Origin of the sequence: Seleniivibrio woodruffii, from assembly GCF_004339245.1 — a bacterium.
GTDB classification, from domain to species: Bacteria; Chrysiogenota; Deferribacteres; order Deferribacterales; family Geovibrionaceae; genus Seleniivibrio; species Seleniivibrio woodruffii.
The window spans coordinates 399622-412146 of record NZ_SMGG01000004.1; the positions used below are offsets into that span (position 1 = coordinate 399622).

General features: G+C 48.1%; 11 protein-coding genes. 10 read left to right on the forward strand and 1 reads right to left on the reverse strand.

What is annotated here, in order from left to right; all coding sequences use genetic code 11:
- Positions 1-139: 139 nt before the first annotated feature.
- The 10 genes from panB to C8D98_RS08005 all read left to right on the forward strand — a co-directional run bounded on the left by panB (position 140) and on the right by C8D98_RS08005 (position 10936).
- The gene (panB, locus tag C8D98_RS07960; RefSeq protein WP_132873602.1) at positions 140-949 is read left to right on the forward strand and encodes a 3-methyl-2-oxobutanoate hydroxymethyltransferase; all 810 of its coding nucleotides are present in this window, start codon (positions 140-142) and stop codon (positions 947-949) included.
- 8 nt (positions 950-957) lie between these two features.
- Complete coding sequence (gene panC, locus C8D98_RS07965) at positions 958-1812, forward strand: pantoate--beta-alanine ligase (RefSeq protein ID WP_132873603.1); 855 nt, start codon at positions 958-960, stop codon at positions 1810-1812.
- Positions 1805-2173: an aspartate 1-decarboxylase gene (gene panD, locus C8D98_RS07970; RefSeq protein WP_132873604.1), complete on the forward strand. Its 369-nt coding sequence runs from the start codon at positions 1805-1807 to the stop codon at positions 2171-2173. Before panC ends, panD begins: the two co-directional genes overlap by 8 nt.
- 58 nt (positions 2174-2231) lie before the next feature.
- Positions 2232-2684, forward strand: a complete 453-nt coding sequence (locus C8D98_RS07975; RefSeq protein WP_132873605.1) for a chemotaxis protein CheW — start codon at positions 2232-2234, stop codon at positions 2682-2684.
- Positions 2685-4958 carry an ATP-dependent DNA helicase RecG gene (gene recG, locus C8D98_RS07980; RefSeq protein ID WP_132873606.1) on the forward strand — a complete coding sequence of 758 codons (2274 nt, stop codon included), beginning with the start codon at positions 2685-2687 and terminating at the stop codon, positions 4956-4958. It begins immediately after the preceding gene.
- Between the two features lie 77 nt (positions 4959-5035).
- A complete protein-coding gene (locus C8D98_RS07985; RefSeq protein ID WP_132873607.1) occupies positions 5036-5572 on the forward strand; it encodes an SWIM zinc finger family protein in 537 nt (178 codons plus the stop codon).
- 53 nt (positions 5573-5625) lie between these two features.
- Positions 5626-5901 (forward strand): VF530 family protein, encoded by a 276-nt coding sequence (locus C8D98_RS07990; RefSeq protein WP_132873608.1) that lies wholly within the window; start codon positions 5626-5628, stop codon positions 5899-5901.
- A gap of 98 nt (positions 5902-5999) precedes the next feature.
- Entirely contained in the window at positions 6000-9218 is a 3219-nt protein-coding gene (gene carB / locus C8D98_RS07995) for a carbamoyl-phosphate synthase large subunit (protein ID WP_132873609.1), read from the forward strand.
- Positions 9219-9220: 2 nt separating this feature from the next.
- On the forward strand, positions 9221-10000 hold the full coding sequence (locus C8D98_RS08000; protein WP_132873610.1) for a dihydroorotate dehydrogenase electron transfer subunit: 780 nt from the start codon (positions 9221-9223) through the stop codon (positions 9998-10000).
- A gap of 15 nt (positions 10001-10015) precedes the next feature.
- A complete protein-coding gene (locus C8D98_RS08005; RefSeq protein ID WP_132873611.1) occupies positions 10016-10936 on the forward strand; it encodes a dihydroorotate dehydrogenase in 921 nt (306 codons plus the stop codon).
- A 148-nt stretch (positions 10937-11084) separates the two neighbouring features.
- Here C8D98_RS08005 and purB read toward each other — a convergent pair whose 3' ends face one another.
- On the reverse strand, positions 11085-12521 hold the full coding sequence (purB, locus tag C8D98_RS08010; RefSeq protein ID WP_132873612.1) for an adenylosuccinate lyase: 1437 nt from the start codon (positions 12519-12521) through the stop codon (positions 11085-11087).
- Between the last annotated feature and the right edge of the window lie 4 nt (positions 12522-12525).

The window sequence follows — 12525 nt, forward strand, 5'->3', positions numbered from 1 at the left end:
GGAGGCTTTTCTTTTTTTCTTGACGTAAGTTCTTCAAATCACTATATTTCAATTGCTTGGATCTTCGGACCGAGACACTGACAAATCTTCCTTTTCCATTTTGCCATGTCTTGCGTCTGTAATCCCTACAGAGGTTGATATGAGCAAGCATATTGAAATCAAAAAGATTACAGTCAACAGCATCAGAAAAATGAAATCCGCAGGCGAAAGGATTTCATGTCTCACTGCGTACGATTTCACATCAGCATCAATACTTGATAAAGCCGGTATAGATATGATCCTTGTTGGGGATTCCCTCGGTATGGTCGTAAACGGCTATGAAAACACACTTCCTGTCACCCTTGATGAAATAATCTATCATTGCAGGTCGGTGAAGCGTGGTGCTCAGAACGCATTTCTGATAGCCGACATGCCTTTCGGAACGTATCACGTTTCAGATGAGCAGGCGGTTGAAAACTGCATAAAGGTCATAAAAGAGACCGGATTCGACGCTGTAAAGCTTGAGGGCGGTGCAGAGAGGGCGGCGCTGGTTAAAAAACTGACCGCATGCGGGATAAATGTCATGGGGCATATCGGCCTGATGCCGCAGATGGTGAGCACTATGGGCGGCTACAGGATTCAGGGCAGAGAAGGGCACGAAAAGCTTCTTGCGGATGCGAAAGCGCTGGAAGAGGCCGGAGCTTTTTCGATTGTTCTGGAAGGCACTGTAACGTCTGTTGCAAAGACCATAACCGAAAATCTGAAAATTCCCACAATAGGCATCGGAGCAGGTGTCCACTGCGATGGTCAGGTTCTGGTGTTTCATGATGTGTTCGGCATATTCGACGGTTTCACTCCTAAGTTCGTAAAGCAGTACGCTAACGTCAGCAAAATAATCTCTAAAGCAGCAAAATCGTATATAAAAGAAGTAAAAACAGCTCAATTTCCGGAAGATAAGCATTCTTTCTGAGGTAACGCATGAAAATATTTAATAAAATAACTGATATGAAAGCTGAAATAAAGAAATTAAAATCCGAAGGCAAGTCTGTGGGCTTTGTTCCCACCATGGGGTTTCTTCACGAAGGCCACATGAGTCTGGTGCGTGAGTCTGTGAGCAATAACGACGTGACGGTCACCAGTATATTTGTTAACCCTACTCAGTTCGGTCCAACGGAAGACCTCGCGGCTTATCCGAGAGATTTTGAGCGTGACTGTGCCATGCTCGACAAGAATGGTGCGGACATTATTTTCCATCCCGAACCCTCAGAGATTTACGGAGAGGGCTTCTGCACAAAGGTTGAGCTTTCAGGAATAACCGAGGTGCTTTGCGGAATCTCCCGTCCTGTGCATTTTGCAGGTGTTGCAACAGTCGTCACAAAGCTGTTCAACATAGTGAACCCCGACAGAGCCTATTTCGGCTCAAAGGATTATCAGCAGCTTCAGGTTATCAGACGCATGGTGAAAGATCTGAACATGGATGTTGAGGTCGTTGGAATGCCTATCATCCGTGAGGCGGACGGGCTGGCCATGAGCTCCAGAAACGTTTATCTGGGTGCACCGGAACGCAGGTCTGCTCTGGCTCTCAGCGGCAGTTTCAAGGTTGTTGAAGACCTGCTTAAGCAGGGCGTCACCGACTCGAAAACAATTAAGGAAAAAATTGCGGAGTTCATCCTGAGCCATCCGCATACAAGAATAGATTACATCGAAACAGTGCACCCCGAGTCACTTGTTTCGGTGGACAGCGCAGAGGCGGATTTCGTTGTTGCGCTGGCTGTATATGTTGGTAAAGCAAGATTGATAGATAACAGATATTTTGAGGTGAACCATGCTTAGAGAGATGTTCAAATCAAAGATTCACAGAGCCACCGTCACAGATGCAGACCTTCACTATGAAGGCAGTATAGGCATCGACCTCGACCTTATGGAGGCCGCAGGCATCAGAGAATATGAAAAGGTCGACATCTGGAACATAACCAACGGCGAGCGTTTTCAGACCTATGCCATCGAAGGCAGAAGGGGAAGCGGCGAAATATGCCTTAACGGCGCAGCGGCACGAAAAGTGCACGTAGGCGATATGGTCATTATAGCCACATTTGCCATGTTCGACGAAAAAGAGCTTGAAAACTTCAAACCCACTGTGGTTCAGGTTGACGCAAACAACAGGATTATCCAGAAAACCGACGCTTTAGTATAATATTTGCAATCTCCCGATGAAACTGATATGATTGCTGAAAAACACAAAGAGGTTTTCTATGTCTGAGTATAAACAGTATGTCCGTTTATTGCTTGCTGAAGACAAATACGGCATAGATATCATGGATATAGAAGAGATTTTGAGAATGGTCGACATAACCACCGTTCCCAAGGCTCCTTCGTTTGTTGAGGGGATCATAAACCTGAGAGGGAGGGTAATCCCTATTGTTGACCTCAGAAAGAAACTTGGGCTGTTTGCAGGCGAGTTTACGGGCGCTACCCGTATAATCGTTGTTAACCTAAGCGGCCGAAAGATAGGCTTTGTGGTTGATAATGTTGAGGATGTTCTGCGTGTCAGCAGTGATGTCGTCGACAAGGCTCCCAGCGCATCAACAGGTGCGGATACAAAATATGTACAGGGCGTTGCCAAAACCGAGCAGGGAATGGTCATTATTCTTGACGTGCATAAGATATTCACCGGTAATGAATCATCAGCTCTGAATATGTTCTAAATGGCAAACGACAGAGGACGACTTTTAAGACTGCTTGCAGATATTAAAGACAATACGGCGGACTATTTCAAAAATCCCCGTAAATATCTGGATGCATTGAAAGATATCACCACCCGCAGCGGTTTTGACTCTGCGGGTTTTGTTTTTAAGGACAGCTACGAGCGAAAAGAGCTTGAGGCTATTCTGGCTGAGCTCACACTGCTTACTCAGGCTGCCACCACCACCGAAGAGTTCAAAACGGTGGACATCCGCAGTCTGCCCCGCATCGGCAAGAAGATGGCGGAATCTCTGGATAAACAGGGCATCCGCACCGTCGAGGATATGTTCTATCATTTTCCCTACAGATACGAATACATTGGCGAAACACTCAGCGGCAAGAAGGCTCTGACAGGAGTTTTCAAAACCGGCGGCATCATGCTGACAAAGAACCGCAAAAGGCTTTATAAGGCCGTGTTTCAGGCTGATTTCGGTCAGTTTGCGGCGGTATGGTTTCATTTTTCGGCAAAATTTCCCGCCGGAGTGCTGAAAGAGGGCGAAAAATACACTCTTTACGGTCAGTCGGGCACTTTCGGCGGACTGGATTCCATTGTCCATCCGCAGTTCATCAAAGAGAGCGAGATGGGCGAGATAATGCCTGTCTACACTCTGCCCAAAACCGTTGCGCAGAAGGTCTATCATGCGGCTGTGAAGGCGGCTCTGGAGAGATATCTGGGGCTTGTGCCGGATTATCTGCCCGCCAGATACGAAACCAGATACAAATATCCTTCGGCGAAGGAATCGCTGAAGCTGATACATAACCCGGACACACCCTATGAGCTTTCGGCACTGTCAGACAGAAGCCATCCGGCATATCAGAGATTCATCTACGAAGAACTTTTCTATCTCCAGATGGGGCTTCTATACAAAAAGAAGGCTTACACCCGTCAGGAGGGCATCCGTTTCGATATCAAAATGGAATATCTTGAATGGATAAAAAAACTGCTGCCGTTCAAGTTCACCCATGCACAGAAGAAGGTAATGGCCGAAATATTTAACGATATGTCCGCCACCGGACAGATGAACAGGCTGGTTCAGGGGGATGTGGGAAGCGGAAAGACCATCGTTGCTTTCACGGCGGGGCTTGTTGCCGTCAAAAACGGCTGGCAGGTGGCCGTAATCGCCCCTACGGAGGTTCTGGCGCGCCAGCATATGGCTAACCTTGTTAAGCTGATTCAGGGCACTGATGTCACTGCTGCGCTTCTGACAGGTTCTATGACCAACGCTGAGAAAAAACGGACAAAAGAGATGATAGCCGCAGGGCACATGGATTTTGTGGTGGGCACTCATGCGGTGATTCAGGAGAATGCCGATTTCATGAGGCTTGGGCTTGCCATCATCGACGAACAGCACCGCTTCGGTGTTGAACAGCGGAAAACGCTGATAGAGAAGGGCTATATGCCCGATATCCTGCTTATGACAGCCACGCCGATACCCAGAACTCTGGCTCTGTCGTTCTACGGCGACCTTGATATCAGCATAATAGACGAGATGCCTCCGGGCAGAACACCCATAATAACAAAACACAGCAATAAGATAGAGGATGCGCACAGGCTCATTGCGGACGAGATTGCAAAGGGGCATGGTGCCTATGTGATATATCCGCTGATAGATACAAGCGAAAAACTGGATCTGAAAGCGGCAACGGATGAATATGAGAAGCTCTGCGAAATATTCGGCGAGGCAAACGTGGGGCTGCTCCACGGGCGGATGAAGCACGAACAGAAGCAGGCGCTCATGGACGCTTTCAAGGCCGGAACCATAAAGATTCTGGTATCAACAACCGTGGTTGAGGTTGGTGTGGACGTTCCGCAGGCAACAGTCATGGTCATTGAAAACTCCGAGCGGTTCGGTCTTTCGCAGCTGCATCAGCTGAGAGGACGGGTTGGCAGAAGCCACAGGCAGTCGTATTGCATGCTCATAACCGGAAAAGAGGTTTCCGAGGAGGGCAGGGAACGCATAAACGCCATGTGCAGGCATGCCGACGGTTTCCGCCTGAGCGAGATCGATCTGGAGATGCGAGGCCCAGGCGATTTCTTCGGAACAAGGCAGTCAGGCCTTCCGGAGTTTCAGTTTTCAAACATTGTAAGAGACGTTAAAGTGTTGCAGGCGGCGAGAAACGATGCCGCAGAGGTGCTGGCGGAAGACCCGTCGCTGTCCATGCCGAAAAATGCTGTAATAAAACAGGTTTTAGCGAAAAAGTGGAAAAAGGAACTAGAGTATATAGATATTGCCTGATGTGTGCAATTCGATTTGATTTATACTGTTTTCTGCGGTTTAATTGATGTATAAGTATCAGACAGGAGGCAACCCCGATGCAGCTAATTAAACTTACTGAAGAACAGCTCAAAAACATCTGCTCCGGCATCAACCTGCAGAGAGCGGAAAACTATGTCGGGAAATTCCAGAACTGCTCCATTGACGGTGCCATCGTCAAAGGCACAATCAAAGGCAACCACGGTGACTATGAGGTCACACTTGACCTTTCAACCGATCCCATCGGCTACAAATGCTGCTGTGAAAACTCGAAAGAACACTTCTGCAAGCATGCCGCCGCTCTGGGTCTTACCTACATCTACACTCCGTGGGTGTTCGCCAGCAAAGTTAAGATGGATAGAAAAAAGCTCCAGACCACAAACGAGATACAGTTTTTTGTAAAGACAACCCCCCTAAAAGACCTTCTGGACGAGCTTAAGAAAGCTGACGTTTCGCTTTCGACCCTCGCCGAGCTGACGGGAATCTCCGTTCAGCAGATATCAGTTATGGTCAAAGAGGACTCGACGGGAAGGCATCACGCCCTCACAGATCCATTGAAGATGTCGTGCCTTTTCCTTCTGGAAAAATATGCATAACAAAAAGCCCTGTTAAGTCAGGGCTTTTTTTTGATAAAACACAAAGGATTAATATGACTGAAACTACTAAGAAAAAAGACCCTTTTCACGGAATCACACTGGAAATGATCGTAACCAGACTGATGAAGCATTACGGTTGGGAAAAACTGGGGGAGCTGATAACCATCAAATGCTTCATGAAAAATCAGAGCATTCCGTCCTGCCTTAAATTTCTCCGGCAGACCCCCTGGGCGAGAGCAAAAGTCGAGGAACTTTATCTGGCTACAGAGTTCACCGATGAGGAACCCGTTAAGGTTAAGAAGGTTAAGTCCGATGCAGAAGAGGCTTAGATATAATTTATGCCTGAAACGCATTATCACCTTGTAAAACGGAATGAAATCTGATAGAAAATTGAAGTTTTGCCCATAGCGGTTCATCGGAGGATATTTTGGCTAAGAGAACAGACATTAAGTCTATCATGATAATAGGTTCCGGACCTATCGTCATCGGACAGGCATGCGAATTCGACTATTCGGGAACTCAGGCTGTTAAAGCACTGAAAGAAGAGGGATACAGAGTTATTCTCATCAACTCAAACCCTGCAACAATCATGACAGATCCCGAGATAGCCGATGCTACATACATCGAACCCCTTAACGTGGAAATGGCGGAAAAGATAATCGCAAAGGAACGTCCCGATGCGATACTGCCCACTGTCGGCGGTCAGACTGCGCTTAACCTCGCAAAAGACCTTCATGCGGCAGGCGTTCTGGAAAAATACAACGTTGAACTCATCGGTGCAAAGATAGAAGCCATCGACAAAGCGGAGGACAGAGAGCTTTTCAAGCAGGCCATGAAGAAAATAGGCCTCACTCTGCCTGAAAGCTACGTTGTAAACACCTATCAGGATGCCCTTGACTGCATCGATAAAATCGGCTTCCCCGCAATCATCCGCCCCTCGTTCACCCTTGGCGGAACAGGCGGAAACGTCGCCTACAACATGGAAGAATACAAAGAATATGTGGAGTGGGGGCTTGAGGCCTCACCCGTAACCGAGATCCTCGTTGAGGAATCAGTGCTCGGATGGAAAGAGTACGAGCTTGAGGTCATGCGTGACCTTAACGACAACGTTGTCATCATCTGCTCCATCGAAAACATAGATGCAATGGGCGTTCACACAGGCGACAGCATCACTGTTGCACCTGCGCAGACTCTCACCGACAAAGAATATCAGGTCATGCGTAACGCCGCACTGGCGGTTATCCGTGAGATAGGCGTTGATACAGGCGGTTCGAACGTTCAGTTCGCCGTTGACCCCAAAACAGGCAAGCAGATAATCATCGAGATGAACCCCAGAGTTTCCAGAAGCTCCGCTCTTGCATCAAAAGCAACAGGATTCCCCATCGCAAAAATTGCGGCTAAACTGGCTGTGGGCTACACTCTTGACGAGCTTAAAAACGACATCACGCTCAAGACCCCTGCGTCTTTCGAGCCTACTATAGACTACTGCGTAACAAAGTTTCCCAGATTTACATTCGAGAAATTCCCCGGAGCGGATAACACCCTGACAACTCAGATGAAATCCGTAGGCGAGGCAATGTCTATCGGCAGAACCTTCAAAGAGTCAATGCAGAAAGCCATCAGCTCTCTGGAGATAGGTAAATCGGGCTTTGACGAAGTTTACTCCGACGAAGAGAGAATGACCGAAACTGCCATCGAAAACATAAAATCACTGCTCAGACGCCCTACGGCAGAGCGTATGTGGTATGTTGGCGAGGCTTTCAGAGCGGGCTTCTCCGTTCAGGAAGTCCACGAGCTTTGCTTCATCGATCCGTGGTTCCTCGACAACATCAAACAGATAATAGATTTCGAAGAAGTTCTTAAGAAATATTCAATCACATCAATAGATGATGCGACATTCCTTAAAGCAAAGCAGATGGGATTCAGTGATAAACGTCTGGCAAAACTCATGAAATGCACTGAACTTCAGGTCTGGGAAAAGACCAGAGGCAAGGCTGTCTACAAGCGTGTGGATACCTGCGGCGCAGAGTTTGAGTCGTTTACTCCCTATCTTTACAGCACATATGAAAAAGAGTGCGAGGCTGAACCCACCGATAAGAAGAAAATAATGATCCTCGGCGGCGGTCCCAACCGTATCGGTCAGGGTATTGAGTTCGACTACTGCTGTGTCCACGCATCCTTCGCCCTTGAGGAGATGGGATTCGAGACCATCATGGTCAACTGTAACCCCGAAACGGTTTCAACCGACTACGACACCTCCGACAGACTCTATTTCGAACCCCTCACAAGGGAACACGTTCTCAATATAGTTGAAAAGGAGAAACCCTTCGGCGTTATCGTTCAGTTCGGCGGTCAGACACCTCTGAAACTGGCTGTACCCCTTGAAAAAGCGGGAGTGCCTATTCTGGGTACGTCACCCGACAGCATCGACATTGCAGAGGACAGAGAGCGTTTTAAAGACCTCATAACCAGACTGAATATCAAACAGCCGCCCAACGGCATCGCAAAGACAGCCGAAGAGGCCTATAAAATTGCCGAGGAGATCGGCTATCCCGTGGTTGTGCGCCCCTCATACGTTCTTGGCGGACGTGCCATGGAGATAGTGTACGACACGGAATCACTGCAAAGCTATATGGTTCACGCTGTTCAGGCCAGCGATGAGCACCCAGTGCTTATTGACAAATACCTTCAGCATGCAACCGAGGTGGACGTTGACTCCATCAGCGACGGCGAAATAACCGTTATAGGCTCAATCATGCAGCATATCGAAGAGGCGGGAGTTCACTCCGGCGACTCTGCATGCTCAATCCCTTCCAGAACCATCAACGACAAGGTTCGTGCTCAGCTTCTGGAACACACAAGAAACATCGCAAAAGAGCTGAAGGTCATCGGTCTGATGAACATTCAGTATGCAATCAAAGACGACGAAATATACATGCTTGAGGTAAACCCCAGAGCATCCAGAACAATTCCCTATGTAAGCAAGACAATAGGCGTTCCCCTTGCAAAAATGGCCGCAAAGGTCATGGCTGGTGCGAAGCTGAAAGACCTCGGATTCACAAAAGAGGTGGATATAACCTACTTTACAGTTAAAGAGTCCGTGTTCCCCTTCGTAAAATTCCCCGGAACAGACCTCGTTCTCGGACCCGAGATGAAGTCGACAGGGGAGGTAATGGGTATCGATTCTCACTTCGGCAGTGCTTTCTACAAGGCTCAGATAGCCGCCGGAAACAAACTGCCCAAGAAAGGAAACGTGTTCATCAGCGTTAAAGATTCCGTTAAAGACGAAATACTCGGCGTTGCGAAAGAGCTTGTTAAAATTGGCTTCAAACTCGTATCCACAGCAGGAACCTATGGATTTCTGAAAGAGAACGGGCTTGAGGTAGAAAAACTTGCTAAAGTACATGAAGGTGTCCGCCCCAACGTTATCGACAAGATAAAGAACGGCGAGATCGCCTTTGTAATCAATATCCCCGAGAGTAAAAAGTCCAGACTGGACAGCGAATCCATCAGAAGGACAATACTCAGCTACAGCGTGCCCTACGTTACCACCGTTGAAGCGGCGAAGGCATGCGTTGTGGCCATTGAGGCCGGACAGAAAGGCCTCACCGTTACGCCCATTCAGGATTACTACAAAAGAGGATAGTGATGAAAGGAAAAGTGGTTAAAAACCAGAGACTTAACGATAAATACTTTTTCCTTGAAATAAAATCGGAGGAGTTTGTTACTCAGGCGCATGTCGGTCAGTTTCTCATGATCAAACCCGGCAGTCAGGAGTATACCCACGATCCGCTTCTGCGCCGCCCGCTGGGTGTCGCAGATGTTCACGACGGCAAGTTCAACCTTGTCTATATGGTTGTGGGCAAAGGAACAAAACTCCTCAGCGAGTTCCACGAAGGGGGCATGATAGAGTTCTCCGCACCGCTGGGCAACAGCTTCACTCTGCTTGAGAACAAACGTGTGGCTCTGGTTGCAGGCGGAATAGGGATAGCCCCTGTTTTCTGGCTCGCAAAAACCCTCAAAAACCGTGGTTGTGTTGTCGACCTTTACTACGGCGGCCGTACTGTTGACGATGTTGTCCTGCTTGAAGAGCTTAAGGAGAACACCGATCACCTTATCGTGACAACAGACGACGGCTCTGCGGGAATCAAAGGGTTTGTTACACTGCCTTTCAAAGAAAACGTCGAAACGTATGACATGGTCTATGCTTGCGGCCCTAAGCCCATGCTTAAAACCGTCAGTGAAATATGCGTTAATGCTGAAGTACCTGTTGAGGTTTCCCTCGACGAGCGCATGGCCTGCGGACTTGGCGCATGCCTCGGCTGTATCATCTATCTGAGAGAGGGTGATGAGATAGTTCAGAAAAGATGCTGTGTGGAAGGCCCCGTTTTTGACGGAGCCAAAATCGCTTGGGACAAATTAAGTTAATCCGGAGAATGCTTTATGTCTGACAGACTGAAAACCACCTTTTGCGGAATAGAGTTCAAGAACCCGGTGATAACCGCCAGCGGAACTTTCGGCTATGGACTTGAATACGCAAAATACATAGATATCAGCAAATTAGGCGGAATCTCAGTTAAGGGTATCTCCCTTAAAGAGGTTCAGGGCAACCCCATGCCCAGAATAATGGAGACCACCTCCGGCATGCTGAACGCAATCGGCCTTCAGAATGTCGGTGTGGAGCGTTTCATCACGGAAAAACTGCCTGAGCTGCGCAAGCACGACACAAAGATAATCGTAAATTTCTGGGGCAAAACTATTGAAGAATATGTTGAAGTTGCCAGAATCCTTGACGAGGCGGACGTGGATATGCTTGAAATGAACATATCCTGCCCTAACATCAAAGAGGGCGGCATCGCTTTCGGAACAGACCCCAAAATGACCCATGAGGTCACATACAACGTTAAGAAAGTTCTTAAGAATAAACCTCTGATGGTAAAGCTTTCTCCTAATGTGACAAACATTAAGGTATATGCTCAGGCCTGTGAACAGGCGGGTGCGGATGCCATCAGCGCTATAAACACTCTGCTTGGAATGTCGGTTAACATCCATAACAGAAAGCCTAATATCTACAACATCACCGGCGGGCTTTCAGGTCCTGCCATTAAACCAGTGGCCATCCGTATGGTTCACGAGACTTTCCGCACGGTCAAAATTCCGATAATGGGTATCGGCGGTATAATTGACTGGAAAGACGTTGTTGAGTTCGGTCTGGTGGGTGCGTCTGCGGTGCAGGTTGGCACGGCAAACTTCATTGATCCCGAAATTCCTCTTAAGATAATCAGCGATCTTGATAAGTATATGGCTGAGAATAATATAGGTAATTTCAGCGAACTGACCGGAACGGTCAATCTGGACAGATAATTTGCAGTCATCCTGAGGCTGCGGCCGAAGGATCTCACAATTTAGATTCTTCATTTCATTCAGAATGACAACAAAAAAAGAGGGCGGTCAATTGACCGCCTTTATTGTTTCTTTATCGTCATCCTGAGGCAAAGCCGAAGGATCTCAATTAAACTTTAATATCAACATCCATGCCGAGAAGTTTTTCATATTTCTCGATAATGGGGTCTACTTCTTCTGTTATGAACTGGTCGACCTGTTCGGGGGAACGTCCCACAAATTTGACCGGATCCAGCAGATTCATTATCTCGTCTTTGTTCAGGGGAACTGCTGTATCAGCGGCAAGCCTGTCCAGAAGGTCGTTGGATTCGCCCTCCATCTTGACACGCTTTCCGGCCTCCATGGAGTTCACACGGATAACTTCGTGCATCTCCTGTCTGTCGGCTCCACGCTTCACTGATTCCATTATTATGTTTTCTGTAGCCATGAAGGGAAGCTCCTCCATAACTCTCTTGGTTATCATTTTTTCATAAACAACAAGGCCGTCGGTTATGTTGTAGAGCAGTTCGAGGATAGCATCGATTGCAAGGAATGCCTCGGAAATGCCGATGCGTCTGTTTGCGGAATCATCCAGCGTTCTTTCGAACCACTGTGTGGCATGGGTCATGTAGGGGTTCAGGCTCAGTGTTATGACGTGGCGGGCGAGGGAGCATACACGCTCACTGCGCATGGGGTTGCGTTTGTATGCCATTGCGCTGGAGCCTATCTGGTTCTTTTCAAAGGGTTCTTCAACCTCTTTCAGGTTAGCCAGCAGACGAAGGTCGGTTGCCATCTTGTGGGCTGACTCAGCTATTGCGGCGAGCACAGCGAGGACTCTTGTGTCCTGCTTGCGGGTGTAGGTCTGTCCTGCGATGGTGAGAACCTTGTCAAAGCCCATTTTGGCGGATACTGTTTCGTCCAGCTTGCGTACTCTTGCATGGTCGCCGTCGAAAAGGTGGAGGAAGGAGGCCTGAGTGCCTGTGGTTCCTTTAACCCCTCTGAAACGGAGATTTTCGTGAGCAAACTCAAGTGCTTCGAAATCAAGAACAAAATCCTGAAGCCACAGGCATGCACGCTTACCGACGGTGGTCAGCTGTGCAGGCTGGAAGTGGGTGAAGCCCAGAGCCGGCATATTTTTGTATTTCAGGGCAAATTTCTTCATGTTGCCCATAACGTTTATCAGTTTTTTGCGGACTATCTCCATACCTTCTTTCATAACGATAAGGTCGGTGTTGTCGCCAACGAATGCACTGGTTGCTCCCAGGTGGATGATTGGCATCGCTTTGGGACAGCACTCGCCGTAGGTGTGGACATGCGCCATAACGTCATGACGGAACTTACGCTCCATCTGCGCCGCATATTCAAAATCTATGTTGTCGATATTGGCTTTCAGCTCTGCGATCTGCTCGTCTGTGATGTTCAGTCCCAGCTCTTTCTCGGACTCAGCAAGAGCAACCCACAGCCTGCGCCATGTGGTGAATTTTTTGTGAGGGGAGAAGAGGTACAGCATTTCGGGGCTTGCGTATCTCTCCTGAAGGGGGTTTGAATAGCTTTTGTAATCTTTCATGAAT